Genomic DNA, 13,103 nt, shown 5'->3' on the forward strand with positions numbered 1-13,103 from the left:
GACGCATCACCAGGGCCCACAGACGCTGCAACTATTCTAGGCACCCAAATCCAAAAATCAACCGCTTCTTTTTGTCATGAAATCATGCCAAAAAAGGATACGGCCGAATACGCGCTGGTAGCGAATAATGCCCCGGCAAGCTTTCGGAAGAAAAACGACAACTGATAATTAATCATCACATGTTTGACATTTTTGATGATCGTTTTTCACCGTCGCGTTGTCACCCGAACGCTCCAAACCATATCGTCCCCAATGCACGTGGGTCCTATTTTGCAGCCTAGTTGTCGCGATACAGCAAGCACAATGCGCAATCCAACCGTGAGCGTTCCGTATTCAGTCGCAAACGGCGTTTTTTGACATCAAAACAAACCCTCCCACCGAAAATCGATAGGAGGGTTTGCTCAAAACCGTTTGCGTTTTTTCGTTTTACTTCGTTCCAAAGATACGATCGCCGGCATCACCAAGTCCGGGCACGATATAGGCCCTCTCGTTCAGGCGCTCGTCGATAGAACACGTAAACAAACGAACATTCTCGTCGGCGTCAAGGACAGCCTTGATTCCCTCGGGGGCCGCGATGATCACAAGCAGACGGATATCTTTCACACCCTGCCCGCGCAGGTATTGAATCGCTGCGATGGCAGAGCCGCCGGTGGCCAGCATAGGGTCGACGACCAAACATATACGTTTGTCTATATCGGCCGGCATCTTGCAGTAGTACTCGTGAGGCTCATGGGTCCCCTCATCGCGATACATACCGATATGACCCACGCGTGCCGCGGGAACAAGTTCGAGCAAGCCGTCGACCATACCCAAGCCCGCACGAAGGATGGGAACGACAGCGACCTTACGGCCAGAGATCTTCTTGCACACAGTCTCGCAAACAGGCGTAGTTACGTGCACATCTTCAAGAGGGAAATCGCGCGTTGCCTCGTATCCCTCAAACAGGCCGAGCTCCTTCACGATTTCGCGGAACTGCTTTGAGCCGGTATTCGCATCGCGCAGAATCGACAGTTTATGTTGCACCATCGGATGGTCGACAACGGTCACACGCGCTATATCGAACTCTTCTGCCATATCCCCTCTTCTCTCCCCCGTAAACATCGCGCACTAATATATAGAACCATGCACTATATATACTACTAAGGTTTATGGGCCGCGATTACCTGTTGTCGTTTGCCATGATCTTGTCGACACGCTGCTGGTGCCTACCGCCACCGAACTCGGTGGCAAGGAACGTCTTGATGATCTGCTTGTTCACGTCAAGATCAACAAAGCGACCGGAAAGGCAGACCACGTTACCGTCGTTGTGCTCGCGGAAGAGCGCCGCAAACTCGGGCGTGGTAATAGAAGAGGCGCGGATGCCTGCAACCTTATCCGCCGTGAGAGCCATACCGATACCCGTACCGCATACAAGCACACCGTACTCAGCGTCTCCGTTGGCTACAGCGTGGGCAACTTTGTTGGCAAAGTCGGGGTAATCGACACGGTCGTCGGAATCGGGGCCAAGGTCGAGAACGTCTTGCGCAAGATCCTCTGCAAGATAGGCAGCCAAAAGCTGCTTTTGCTCGAATCCGGCATGATCTGATGCGATTGCAACGCGCATGATTGATGTCCTTTCCGACATGTCGTTTCGATAATGGCGGGCACGCCGAACAATCAACGGAGTTACCCGACGAAAGTGAACCTCAGGAGGATACGGCCACCCCACGCTCACTGTACCACGTATATAGCCCTATTGAGAGGTCCTCGCACGCGCCACGGCATCATGCCAGCCCGTAAGGTTGAACTTCACCTGAGCCGCATCGCCTGCCGGCGCAAAGGTCTTGGCATCGCCCACGTTTTGCAGCAAGTCCTCGTGGTCCTCCCAGTAGCCAACAGCCAAACCCGCAAGATAGGCGGCGCCCAGGGCAGTGGTCTCGAGAGATTCGGCCTGCACAATGGGAATGCCCAGAAGGTCTGCCTGGAACTGCATGATGAACTCGTTGCGAGAGGCTCCGCCGTCGACGCAAAGACTTGGCAGCTTGATACCCGAATCCGCCTCCATAGAGCGCAAGACATCGTAGCTTTGATACGCCATGGATTCGCACGCCGCGCGCACGATGGTCGCTCGGTCGGATGCGGTAGTGAGCCCGCAGATCATCGCGCGAGCGTTCGGATCCCACCAAGGGGCGCCCAAGCCGCTAAATGCAGGGACGAAATAGCATCCCGAATTACCCTCCACCGAGCGACAGATTGCAGCAGTTTCCCCTGCGCTCGCAATGATGCCCATCTTGTCGCGCAGCCACTGGATGGTCGATCCCGCATGGAAGATGGATCCCTCGAGGGCATAGCTGATCTTTCCGCCCTCGGCGATGCCGATAGTAGAAACCAGACCATGCGCAGACTCCACGATCGTCTCGCCCGTATTCATGAGCATGAAGCAACCGGTACCGTACGTATTCTTAGCAGCGCCCGGCTCAAAGCACCCGTGGCCAAACAGCGATGCCTGCTGATCGCCGGCAACGCCCATGATGGAGGGCATGTGCGTCATGATCTCGCTCGATACGCGGCCAAAATCACCCGAACTCCAGCGAACCTCGGGCATCATGGAGCGAGGAATATCGAGGTACCCCAGCAAATCTTCGTCCCACTCGAGCGTATTGATGTTGAAGAGCATCGTACGGCTCGCGTTGGTGTAGTCGGTTGCATAAGTAACCCCGCCGGTGAGGTTGTAGATAAGCCAGGTGTCGATGGTTCCGAACATCAACTCGCCGGCCTCGGCAGCCTCGTGCGCGCCGCTCACATTGTCGAGAATCCATCGGATCTTGGTGCCCGAAAAATACGGATCAGGGGTGAGACCGGTCTTAGCGCGAATTTCCTCCTCGTAGCCGTCGACGATAAGCTGCTCGGCGAGAGGCGCCGTACGGCGGCACTGCCACACGATGGCGTTGTATATGGGTTGGCCGCTGTCACGGTCCCACACCACGGTGGTTTCACGCTGGTTGCTGATGCCGATGGCGGCGATGCTATCGGAATGGATGCCGCTTTTGAACTGGACTTCCATCATCACGGCAATCTGCGAGGCAAGAATCTCCATAGGGTCTTGCTCCACCCAGCCCGGATGAGGACAGATGGTCTTGAGCGGTTTGGACGCTTGGGCAACGATGCAACCGTACTCGTCCACAATCACGGCGCGCACCGAAGTAGTACCTGAGTCTAGGGCCATGATGTAGTTGTTGCCGGTTGATACGGAAATCGTGTCGACCAAGCCCAAGTCTTTCAGCGAAAACGGCATGGTTAGCATCCCCTCCGAATTGGAGTGTTGATATCTGCGGCGCGCAGGGCGGCCTCAAGATCGGATTGGGCAAGAGCGCCCACGCGAAGAAGGGTAATTTGACCCCCTTCGCAAGAAACGATAGTCGAGGCTTCTTGGCAAACCGTTTTGCCACCATCTATCGCAAGGTCCACGCCCGCAAGGATACGTTGCTCAACCTGCTCAAACGAGGCAGGGGCCGGCATGCCGTGCGTATTAGCACTCGTCACCGCCAATGGAGAATCGCATGCGCGAACGAGACGCTGAACGCACCCGCATGCGCTCGCGCGCAACGCAACGGTGCCGTCCGCCGCCTGCATATAGAGGGGAACCTCATCGGAAGCCTTCACCACGATAGTGAGGGCACCCGGCCAAAACGCATGAGCAAGAACATGGGCAGCGCAAGGCACATCCACGCCGTAGCGATCGAGAGCGGATTCATCTGCCACGAGCCATGGAACGGTCTGGGTGAGCTCTCGTCGCTTGAGCGAGAAAATGCGTCGATACCCACTCCCCTCGACGGGAAGCTCTGCGCACTGCCCGTAGGCAGCAACGGCAACACCCACGCCATAGACAGTCTCGGTAGGAAGTAGGGCCAATGCGCCCGCAGCCAAACAAGAGGCAGCGTCCCTCACGGCAAAATCGCCGCATACGCCTGTACTCATGTTGTAGATACGCCGCATGCATCCATCCCTTTCCGGCACAAATCGTCTTCTCCCCACCACACAGGGCAAGAGGTCAAGTGCTCATTGTTGCACGAAGCGCACATTCGTGCCCATGCGGGCAGCATATGCGCGACAAACGGAAACATGCGCTCGGCAAAGGGGCACATCTGTGATGGTTATATGATGCAAAATCGCACTATAGGGCGCATGCCTGCATTAATCGCGCGTACGAGCTTCCAGCACGCGGGCGGCAACGATGCGAGGACGACCGGTCAGGTCCTCCACAACGCGCACATCTCCCAATCCCGCCTCGCGACACAGCTGAGCCGCCGGATCGCACGCCTTCTCAAAGAGCTCGCAGATAAAAAGACCGCCCTCGCGAAGCATATAGGGAGCAGCATTAAGAAGGCGGCGGAAAATATCCAGGCCGTCGCATCCGCCGTCAAGTGCCAGGTGCGGCTCAAAATCGGCCACCTCGTGAGGAAGCTCGTCCATCACCTTCGTGGGAATGTAGGGAGGGTTCGAAACCAATACATCAAACGTCCCCCATTCGCTCTCGCGATCAAGAGGGGAAACCAGATTTCCTAGACGAATGTCTACCCTCTCGGGGGCGATGCCCAGGCTCTCGCGATTCTTGGTTGCAAGCGCCACGGCACGCGGCTCGATATCGGTCGCTATGCACACCACGCGTCCAGCGCGTTCCGCCGCAATGGAAAGAGAGATGCAGCCCGTGCCGCAACCCACTTCCAAAACCCTCGCGCAACGAGGCTCGGCATCGGGAATCGAACCGTCATCCGCGGCAGGAGACTCGGCCATACCTTTGTCCAAGACGCCATCCGACACAGGATCGAGGGATTCTTCCGGCTCATCATTGAGCTCGTCTGGCTCAATATGACCAAACGTCCCTTCATCGGGACCATCTTGCTGCAAATTATCGGCATCATCCGCAGCTTGTTTTGCCGCCGCCTCGGCCTCGGCACGGCGCGCGGCCTCGACCTCGTCGTTCCAGGGCAGTTCAACGCGAACTCTCTGCTCCCGCCCATCGTTGCCCAACACCTCTTGGTCAAGATAGGCAAGCACCTCCTCGACCAGCACTTCCGTCTCGGGGCGCGGAATGAGCACGCCGGGTTCACAGGCAACATCGATAGTCCTGAAGGAAGTTTCGCCCGAAATGTACTGCAACGGCTCGCCCTTCGCACGACGCGCCACGGCCTGATGCATAAAGGAGAGCTCATCTGCCGTCAGCGGCGTATCGAAGCTGGTGTAGATCCCGACGCGCGTTAACCCCGTCGCCGCCGAGAGCAACCATTCGGCCGAGAGACGAGGACGCTCGATGCCGTGGGAACCGAGATAATCGGCCGTCCAATCAAGGCATTCTTTCACTGTCCAGTCTTTCTTAGCTGCCATGGCACACTCCATAAAGCGGGTCCGGGTATCGCCTAGCGATTCTAAAGCAGCGATGGCATCTGTCTCTCAACAATGCGAAAAAGCAGGCAACTTGAGGTGCCATCACCATCTCAACACGCCGTCTCTCCCCAAATTCCGCGACATCTCTCTCCAAATCAAACAACACATGCAAAAAGCCCGGCTGCCAAGGGACAACCGGGCTCTAGAGCAACGGTATCGCGCCAGCTAGCTGCTAGAGATCGAGCATGTAGCGCGAGCCAATAAAGTATTGACGGCCAATATAGACAGGCTTGTCATCTTGGTCGAGAGCATATGTCGTAATGTACAGCAGCGGCTCGGAAACAGGCACCTGTAAACGGCCCGCACGCTCGCTCGACGCGCCCATGGCTTCGACCAGAACCTTCTGGTTCTGTACCGGCTTCCTTCCATAAAATTCGTCCAGCAGCTCATAGAGCGAATTTCCCTGAAGGTCGCACCTTGCGAGCTCCTTGTTCTCAACGTAGGGAAGACACATGTTCTCTTCGAATATGGGCTGCTCATCGGCCGTACGCAGGCGCTGAACATGCAAGACAAGGTCGCCCTCATCGAGCCCAAAGAACTCGCGCTCGTCCTGGCGAGCAACAACGATTTCACGATTAATGAGCTTTGCACCAGGAACGCGGCCGCTCTTGCGACAAATCTCACTGAAGCTCTGGGGCAGGCCACCTTGCAGCAGCTTCCTGCGCATGCGCGGTTCGCAAACAAACGTGCCCAAACCACGTCGCTTTACCAAAAAACCTGCCGCGCTCAGATCCTCGATCGCGCGCCGCACCGTAATGCGACTCACGGCGTACTTGGTCGATAGCTCCGTCTCGGTTGGGATCTTATCCCCCGGAACATATATGCCGTTGTCAATAGCATGCTTAATCTCGTCGTATATCTGTTGATACAGCGGCATCTCAAGCTGGCTCATGATGTTCAAACTCCTCACTCGGCAGCAGCTCGCTTGCCGCTTGCATGCCCCATAATACAAGGTCATAAGGTCATATTATCCTCGAAAGGTATATGACCAATCGAACGGTACGAAAAAAGAGCCCAAGGTCATGGGCTCAATGCCCGAGGCGCGCAAGACGACGCGCGCCTCGGGCAATAGCAAGATGAGCTATGCGACTGCCTCGGTGATCTCGAGGCGCGTGAGCTCGGCATCGAGCAGAGCGATATCCTCGTCGCTCAGGCTCCACTCAAAGGCGGCACAGTTCTCCTGAGCCTCGGACACCTTGCGAACGCCGGTGAGCGCGGTGGAGACAAAGCTCTTCTGCGTGCTCCAGTTAATGGCGATCTGGGCCAGCGGCTTGCCATACTTTTCGCTCAAGACGTCCATGGTCTTGAGGAACTCCTGAATCTTGGAGAACATAGGCTCCTGATAGAACGGATAGAAGGTAGCGCGGAAGTCCTTCTCATCGAAGTTCGGCTTCTCGCGCACGGCGCCGGTAAGGATGCCTGCACCCAAAGAACCCCACGTCATGACATCGATGTCGTTCTCCTCGCACCACTTGAGGTCGGAGAGGGCAGACTGGTTGACCATGGAGAACGGAAGCTGCACGATGTCGATATCGGCAACGGCGCTTGCACGCTCGATGAGGGCCCTATCGGAGTTGCACAGGCCGAGCATGCGAACCGCGCCCTGCTCCTTGAGCTTGTTGACGCAAGCCATCGTATCCTCGATGGGAGTGCCCAGGTCGTCGGGCCAGTGCATGAGGTACATGTCGACGTAATCGGTGTTCAGGCGCTTGAGCGATGCGTCGAACTCACGCAGGACCGAATCGGGACGGCTGCAGTGAACGCCCTTACCGTTCTCGATGTAGGAGCCGTACTTCGTGGCAATCAAAACCTTGTCGCGGATACCCTCGATAGCCTTGCCAACGACCTCCTCGGAGTGGCCCTCGCCGTAGATGGGAGCGGTATCGATCAGGTTGACGCCGCCATCGATCATGGCCTTGATTGCCTCGATGGAATCCTGGTCGTCAATCTCGCCGTAGCCGCCGCCCATGCTGTTCTTGCCGCCGATGGCCCACGTACCGACGGTGATAGCAGAGATCTTCTCGCCGGATTTTTTCATTGTCTTGTAACGCATTGTTAGTCCTCCTGGCACTGAACGCTGATTCGATACATTCCGGGCTTGCATGCCTCTTCAAAGGCCTCTTGGATCTTATCCAGAGGAATCTTCTCCTCGACAAGCTGGGAGAAGTCAGCTGCGCCCATGTTGATCATCGAGGCGGCCTCGCGGAAGTCGACAGCGTCGGCACCGTAGGAGCCCACGATGACCATGCGGCGATAGTGCACGGTGTTGGGATCGAGCTCCCACTTGGGTGCCGGGTATCCTGCTGCGAAGATAAGCAGGTGGGCGCGCTTCTCCTTGGCCATCTCGAGAGCCTGGGCATAAGCGCCCGAAGCACCAACGGCGATGATGACGCCGTCTGCGCCCTTGCCGCCGGTAAGCTCGCGAACCTTCTCCACCGGATCGCACTTGGAAACGTCGATGGTCTCCAGGCCGAGCTTCGCTGCGGTCTCGAGCTTCTTGGGCATCATCTCGGTGATGATGACGCGGCAACCATGCGCCTTGGCAACCAGAGCGTTGAGAACGCCCATGGTGCCTGCACCGATAACGACAACGGTCTGGCCGTACTCGATGCCAAAGCGGCGGAAGCCGGCGCAGCAGGTGCCCAAGGGCTCAAGAAGGGCGGCCACGGAAGGATCGATGCCCTTATCGATCTTGTAGCAGGCAACTTCCTTGGCAACGGCGTAGTTGGCGCAGCCGGCGTTGCCAAAATAGCCATCCGGGTTGGGGTGATCGGCGCTTTGCAGCTTGGTGCACTCGCTGGTGCGGCCCTCGCGGCTGGGCTCCGAATAGGGGTCGTACTGGTAACCGCTCGCGATGTAGTCGCCTACGGCAACGCTGTCGACCGCAGAGCCGACCTCGACCACGGTACCTGCCCACTCGTGTCCAAACACCAGGGGAAGCGGACGCTTGCGTGCGCCGTTAAAGGCACCGTATTCGGACGTGCAGATGTTATTCGCATCGATCTTGACCAAAACGTCGTGCTCGCCCAGCTCGGGAAGCTCGCGATCGATCACCTCTGCCGTCTCAACCGCAGTGAGTACAGCTGTTTTTGCTTTCATGGTTTCCTCGTTTTCAGTCGTTGGTATTGGTTATTACAGCCGTCGGTTATTCGGCGGCTCGAAAAGCGATATCGGCGTGCTGCTTGGCGACAAGATCGAGCAGCATCCATTCGTCTTCGCCAAGCGAACAGATCTCGCGAGCGTAGGCGCGCACCGCCGCGTCGTCTTTAAGCTCCACACCCTGCTCGGCTGCAAGACAATCAAGTCCGTAGGCGATACCGCGTGCGAGATAGAACGGGACGATTCCGTGCCGCAAGCACATCAGAGCCGGGCCAACGAAGCGGTTATCGTGTGACAGCTTCTCGTCGGTCTTTGCGATAACGCGATCGACCGGGTCTTTGACGTCGGCATCGAGCTTGGAGTAGATGAATTCCACCCACTCGGCGTCCTCTGCCGGATCAAAGGAGTACTCCTGCACGATGGCTGCGTGAGCCTCCTCGAACGCCGCCACGATGTTGGCGCGGATCCACGGATCCTTGTGGCAATCGCAAATGAACTCGTGACCAGCGGCCTTGCCCATAAAGCCGGCCATAGCATGGCGCATATTGCCGCAATAGACCTTGCGGTAGATATGGCCTTGGGCACCACGGATGAAAGAGACGCTCTCGATCTGAAGCTGCGGGCCCTTCCAGGCATCCGCGTCAATCTCCAGTCCGGGATTCGCAGAGACAACTACCTGCCAGGGGTTGGCGTCTGGGTCGCTCGGAATGCCGGCGGCGAGAACCATGACCTGGCAAACGCCCACATGCTCACGGAAATACGCGAGGTATTCCTCGGCAAGCTCGCCCTCGATATACGAGACGACCTTTGCGGGAGCGCCCAAAGCATTCACGCACAGCAGGATATTGAGATCGCGCTCGTTCCCGGATGCATGGCGCTGGGAGACAGCCTCGGCAATCACGCGGGCGAGGCTCTTGAATGCCCCCTCGTACACACAGCACGCAGCGATGTCTACGCTCTGAAGAAGAGCAATGGCCTCGGTGTCGGTGGTGCTATCGACGATATCGAAGTCGTCGATGCGCGTGGACTCGTCAACATCATGGCCGTCGGTCACGCGGACGTCGTAGTAGCCCTGCGCCTCAAGCTTGCGCATACCTTCCATGTACATGTCGTACAGGTGCAGGCGGTATCCTGCGCGGGAGAAGAGCAGGCCGACGACTCCCCTGCCGATCTTTCCCGCACCGAGAATCGCAATCTCACGCGGGGATTCTTCAGTCGACATAAGATTCAATCCTCCTTATGTCGCCTAAGCGATGATGCCCAGGAGACGGAGGATGACGCCGACGACGAGCAGGCCAAGCAGAAGAGGGATCACATTGACCTTCTTCTTAGCAAGCAGCCAGTAGCACAGCAGCACGAGGCCAAGCGGCAAGATCTTGGGGCACACAGCGTCAAAGAGGCTCTGAACCAGGGTGGGGTCGCCACCTGCCGCGTTCGGGATGGTGAGGGCGCAGGAAAGGTTGACGTTGAACGCCGTCATGGCGCCGATGGCAGCAAGGCCGATAACGCTCGCAGCGTAGGAGATCTTCTCCATGATGCCCGAGGACTCAGCCTGCTCGAGCAGCTTAGTACCCATGCTGTAACCGCTCTTGAGCGACCACCAACGGCAGATAAACTGGGGAATGTTGAAGATCAACAGGAAGAGGATCGGGCCCAGGATGTTGCCGGCAGAAGCCATGCTGATCACGACGGCCGTCGCGATAACGCGAAGCGTCGCGTGGAAAAGCGTGTCGCCAATGGCGGAAAGGGGACCCATAAGAGCGGTCTTGATACCGGTGATCGTCGCGGTATCGAAGTCATCGTCCGCGGCGTTTTGCTCTTCCATAGCAAGAACGACGCCCAGAGGCAAACCGCCGAGATACGGGGTCACGTTGAAGTACTCGTTCATATGACGCTGGTAAGCATCGATGCGCTTCTCTTTGTTGTCCGCGTAGATCTTCTTGAGCGCCGGGATGATGGAGTAGGTAAATCCAGCATGCATCTGGCCCGGATAGTCGTTCATGCCGTTAAGGTGGATGTAGCGACCGTAAATCTGCGTCAAGTCTTTGTTCGTGAGCTTGCCGTTCGTGGTCTGATTAGAACTCATTGTCATCACCTTCATCAGCAGTAGAAGTAGCGGGGTTCTCGTTGCGGCTCACCAGGATGAGCACGACGCCTGCAGTGGCCAGAGCGGTTACTGCGATTACGGGGAGCTGCAGGTAGGCAGCGAGGATGAATCCGATAAAGAACCAGGGAGCAAGCTTCTTGTCCATAATCATGGACAGCAGCAGGGCAAAGCCCACGGCGGGAAGCAAGTTGCCGCCGGATGCCAGGCCGTTAATCACATCGGTGGGGATAGCGGAGACTGCAGACTCGAGCGCGGTGCTTCCAAAGAAGACGGAAAGGAAGCCGATCAAGAAGTAGAGGCCAAAGGTGCCAACCCAGCTACCTGCCCAGAACAGGGCGCGGGCAGCCTTATCGTTATCCTTGGCAAGCTGCGCCTTCATCGCCTCGGCAAAAGCGTTGTTGATGAACTTGCAGAGCACGAAGGCAAAGCCACCGAGAAGTGCCAGGGGCACAGCGAAGGCGGTGCCCACCGCGGTGCCAGCGCCGGTAAGAATGGCAAACGCCGTCGAGACGCCAGCAGCGGTACCACCGTCGGGGGAAACCGCGGCACCAACCGGGAACGAACCGAGGAAGACGATCTCGAGCGTGGCGCCGATGATCGTACCGGTCACGGGGTCGCCCAAAACGAGACCCATGATAGCGCCCTCAACGATGGGGCGATTGAACATGCTGTAGCCAAAGAAGTATTCCATCTTGGAAAGACCGACTACCAAGCCAGCAAGCAGAGCTTGTACGAGCATTACCGTTCACATCCTTTCAGGACAGAGAGTGCGCGAGCAAGGACTTCGCGCGGGTTATTAAAATAGGAGGGACAGGTCATTTCGAGAGCGCAATCGCCGTCAAAACCGTGTTGGATCAAGGAGTTCACGATGCGTGCGGCGTCAAGGATGCCGTGCTCGTCTCCCCAGGCCAAGTGTGCGAAAACGCTCGGGTCGAGATTTGTCAGATGCACGTAGCCGATCTTTGTTTCGAACTGCTCGAGATAATCCTCGAGGTCTTCTCCGCCGCGGGCAATCGTTCCGGTATCCAGCGTCACCTGCAAATTGGGACGGTCGATATCGGAAAGTGCCTGTGCCATCGAGCCACGATCGGTAAGTAGGCGATATCGCTTGGGCGTAAGGGTTTCCAGGCAAACGTCGATTCCCTGCTCCCCCGCGATATCGCAAATCAGTCCGATGCTTGAAACCATGTTGTCCCAAGCCTTTGAAGGATCTTCATCGAGCGAAAACCAGCCGCCGTTTATCGATATGCGAGAACAGTCCAACATTCCCGCCAGGCGAACAATTTGCCGATAGTAACCTTCTGTTAACCGCTTGATATGGCAATCCGAAGACATGATGTTGTAAGCTTTTGGATTACCCTGTTCGGGGGTTAACGTGCGTACGCGCACCCTGTGCTTCCGGAGCCCATCAACGACTGCTTTGGCGTTGTAGATATCGTGAGCGTCGATATCTACGTGGTTATTGCACAACCACAAATCGATATCGCGTGTTCCCGTGGCTTCGATATCTCGCAAACAGGTATCGAAGCTCCAATAACGCCAAATCTGGTTGGTGGGCAGGAAGCGCATGGAATTACTCCTTAAGCCTTGCCGACGCAGCCGAAGACATGCATGTAGTGCTCGAGCGCGGCCTTGTAGCCATCGGCACCGATCATGTCGTACTGCCAGGAGCTGATCTTCTTCTTATCGGGATCGACATCGGGAGCGTAGTCTGCCTCGATAGCCTCCTTGACCGCCATGTTGGAAGCCTGGGAGAGGTCGGTCCAGAGGTTGACCTTCTGAATGCCGCACTTAATGGCCTTGGCAATCAGATCGTCACCGGTGCCGGAACCGCCATGCAAAACCAGCGGCACGTCGACGCTCTTAGCGATCGTCTCGAGCAGCTCGAACTCGAGGTGCGGGGTGCCCTTGTAAGCGCCATGGGAGGTGCCGACGGCAACTGCCAGGCAGTCGACGCCCGTCTCCTCGACAAAGGAAACTGCCTCTTCAGGATGGGTCAAGCCAGCGTCACGAGTCTGCTCGTACTCGACGCCCTGACCAACATGACCCAGCTCGGCCTCGACGGAAACGCCGACGGCGTGAGCGATCTTCACGATCTCTTTGCTCTCTGCGACATTTTGCTCGTAGGGAAGCGTGGAGCGGTCGACCATAACGGAGGAGAAACCAGCGCGGATAGCGCGGATGAGGTGCTCGAACGGGCCGCCGTGGTCAAGGTTCACGGCAAACGGAACGCGCGGATACTTGCGCTCGTAGTAACGAGCGAGCTCGCCGACTTCCTCGATGCCAAAGACACCGGGGCAGCCAAGAATCACCGGGGCATTGAGCTCATCTGCAGCCTGCAGTGCAGCCTCGATAGTAAAGCGATTGTAGACATTGGGAGCGGGGATTCCGTAGCCGCCCTTTTTCGCTTCCTGCAGAAGCTCGTGCATCGGTTCCATCATGATAGGTTCTCCCTTTCTTTCTTAATGCGCAT

The 13,103-nt window shown here is 57.2% G+C and carries 13 protein-coding genes; all 13 read right to left on the reverse strand.

The window, feature by feature from the left end; genetic code table 11:
• Positions 1-426: 426 nt before the first annotated feature.
• Entirely contained in the window at positions 427-1,074 is a 648-nt protein-coding gene (upp, locus tag BQ9843_RS05035) for a uracil phosphoribosyltransferase (protein WP_075844159.1), read from the reverse strand.
• Positions 1,075-1,159: 85 nt separating this feature from the next.
• On the reverse strand, positions 1,160-1,603 hold the full coding sequence (rpiB, locus tag BQ9843_RS05040; RefSeq protein WP_022386344.1) for a ribose 5-phosphate isomerase B: 444 nt from the start codon (positions 1,601-1,603) through the stop codon (positions 1,160-1,162).
• A 129-nt stretch (positions 1,604-1,732) separates the two neighbouring features.
• On the reverse strand, positions 1,733-3,274 hold the full coding sequence (glpK, locus tag BQ9843_RS05045; protein ID WP_083647935.1) for a glycerol kinase GlpK: 1,542 nt from the start codon (positions 3,272-3,274) through the stop codon (positions 1,733-1,735).
• 2 nt (positions 3,275-3,276) lie between these two features.
• Positions 3,277-3,975, reverse strand: coding sequence for an L-threonylcarbamoyladenylate synthase (locus BQ9843_RS05050; RefSeq protein WP_075844160.1), 699 nt, complete (start codon positions 3,973-3,975; stop codon positions 3,277-3,279).
• 198 nt (positions 3,976-4,173) lie between these two features.
• A complete protein-coding gene (locus tag BQ9843_RS05055) occupies positions 4,174-5,364 on the reverse strand; it encodes a N5-glutamine methyltransferase family protein (protein ID WP_075844161.1) in 1,191 nt (396 codons plus the stop codon).
• 232 nt (positions 5,365-5,596) lie between these two features.
• A complete protein-coding gene (locus tag BQ9843_RS05060; protein ID WP_040219477.1) occupies positions 5,597-6,316 on the reverse strand; it encodes a GntR family transcriptional regulator in 720 nt (239 codons plus the stop codon).
• Between the two features lie 189 nt (positions 6,317-6,505).
• Positions 6,506-7,477: an aldo/keto reductase gene (locus BQ9843_RS05065; protein ID WP_075844162.1), complete on the reverse strand. Its 972-nt coding sequence runs from the start codon at positions 7,475-7,477 to the stop codon at positions 6,506-6,508.
• Positions 7,478-7,479: 2 nt separating this feature from the next.
• Positions 7,480-8,523 carry a zinc-dependent alcohol dehydrogenase gene (locus BQ9843_RS05070; protein ID WP_040219482.1) on the reverse strand — a complete coding sequence of 348 codons (1,044 nt, stop codon included), beginning with the start codon at positions 8,521-8,523 and terminating at the stop codon, positions 7,480-7,482.
• A gap of 46 nt (positions 8,524-8,569) precedes the next feature.
• A complete protein-coding gene (locus BQ9843_RS05075) occupies positions 8,570-9,745 on the reverse strand; it encodes a mannitol dehydrogenase family protein (protein ID WP_075844163.1) in 1,176 nt (391 codons plus the stop codon).
• 24 nt (positions 9,746-9,769) lie between these two features.
• Positions 9,770-10,609: a PTS system mannose/fructose/sorbose family transporter subunit IID gene (locus BQ9843_RS05080; protein WP_075844164.1), complete on the reverse strand. Its 840-nt coding sequence runs from the start codon at positions 10,607-10,609 to the stop codon at positions 9,770-9,772.
• Positions 10,599-11,369: a PTS mannose/fructose/sorbose/N-acetylgalactosamine transporter subunit IIC gene (locus tag BQ9843_RS05085; protein WP_040219487.1), complete on the reverse strand. Its 771-nt coding sequence runs from the start codon at positions 11,367-11,369 to the stop codon at positions 10,599-10,601. Before BQ9843_RS05085 ends, BQ9843_RS05080 begins: the two co-directional genes overlap by 11 nt.
• Entirely contained in the window at positions 11,369-12,199 is an 831-nt protein-coding gene (locus BQ9843_RS05090) for a sugar phosphate isomerase/epimerase family protein (protein ID WP_075844165.1), read from the reverse strand. Before BQ9843_RS05090 ends, BQ9843_RS05085 begins: the two co-directional genes overlap by 1 nt.
• Positions 12,200-12,210: 11 nt before the next feature.
• Positions 12,211-13,071 carry a class II fructose-bisphosphate aldolase gene (locus tag BQ9843_RS05095; protein WP_171022741.1) on the reverse strand — a complete coding sequence of 287 codons (861 nt, stop codon included), beginning with the start codon at positions 13,069-13,071 and terminating at the stop codon, positions 12,211-12,213.
• Positions 13,072-13,103: the final 32 nt, after the last annotated feature.

The organism is Collinsella bouchesdurhonensis (genome assembly GCF_900155365.1).
Lineage (GTDB): Bacteria > Actinomycetota > Coriobacteriia > Coriobacteriales > Coriobacteriaceae > Collinsella > Collinsella bouchesdurhonensis.

What these genes read in the sequence shown, in the direction of transcription:
- rpiB (WP_022386344.1), bottom strand. Translation starts at nt 1,603, where the DNA reads ATGCGCGTTGCAATCGCATCAGATCATGCCGGATTCGAGCAAAAGCAG.
- BQ9843_RS05060 (WP_040219477.1), bottom strand. Translation starts at nt 6,316, where the DNA reads ATGAGCCAGCTTGAGATGCCGCTGTATCAACAGATATACGACGAGATT.
- BQ9843_RS05090 (WP_075844165.1), bottom strand. Translation starts at nt 12,199, where the DNA reads ATGCGCTTCCTGCCCACCAACCAGATTTGGCGTTATTGGAGCTTCGAT.
- BQ9843_RS05085 (WP_040219487.1), bottom strand. Translation starts at nt 11,369, where the DNA reads ATGCTCGTACAAGCTCTGCTTGCTGGCTTGGTAGTCGGTCTTTCCAAG.
- BQ9843_RS05070 (WP_040219482.1), bottom strand. Translation starts at nt 8,523, where the DNA reads ATGAAAGCAAAAACAGCTGTACTCACTGCGGTTGAGACGGCAGAGGTG.
- BQ9843_RS05055 (WP_075844161.1), bottom strand. Translation starts at nt 5,364, where the DNA reads ATGGCAGCTAAGAAAGACTGGACAGTGAAAGAATGCCTTGATTGGACG.
- BQ9843_RS05065 (WP_075844162.1), bottom strand. Translation starts at nt 7,477, where the DNA reads ATGCGTTACAAGACAATGAAAAAATCCGGCGAGAAGATCTCTGCTATC.
- glpK (WP_083647935.1), bottom strand. Translation starts at nt 3,274, where the DNA reads ATGCCGTTTTCGCTGAAAGACTTGGGCTTGGTCGACACGATTTCCGTA.
- upp (WP_075844159.1), bottom strand. Translation starts at nt 1,074, where the DNA reads ATGGCAGAAGAGTTCGATATAGCGCGTGTGACCGTTGTCGACCATCCG.
- BQ9843_RS05075 (WP_075844163.1), bottom strand. Translation starts at nt 9,745, where the DNA reads ATGTCGACTGAAGAATCCCCGCGTGAGATTGCGATTCTCGGTGCGGGA.
- BQ9843_RS05095 (WP_171022741.1), bottom strand. Translation starts at nt 13,071, where the DNA reads ATGATGGAACCGATGCACGAGCTTCTGCAGGAAGCGAAAAAGGGCGGC.
- BQ9843_RS05080 (WP_075844164.1), bottom strand. Translation starts at nt 10,609, where the DNA reads ATGAGTTCTAATCAGACCACGAACGGCAAGCTCACGAACAAAGACTTG.
- BQ9843_RS05050 (WP_075844160.1), bottom strand. Translation starts at nt 3,975, where the DNA reads ATGCGGCGTATCTACAACATGAGTACAGGCGTATGCGGCGATTTTGCC.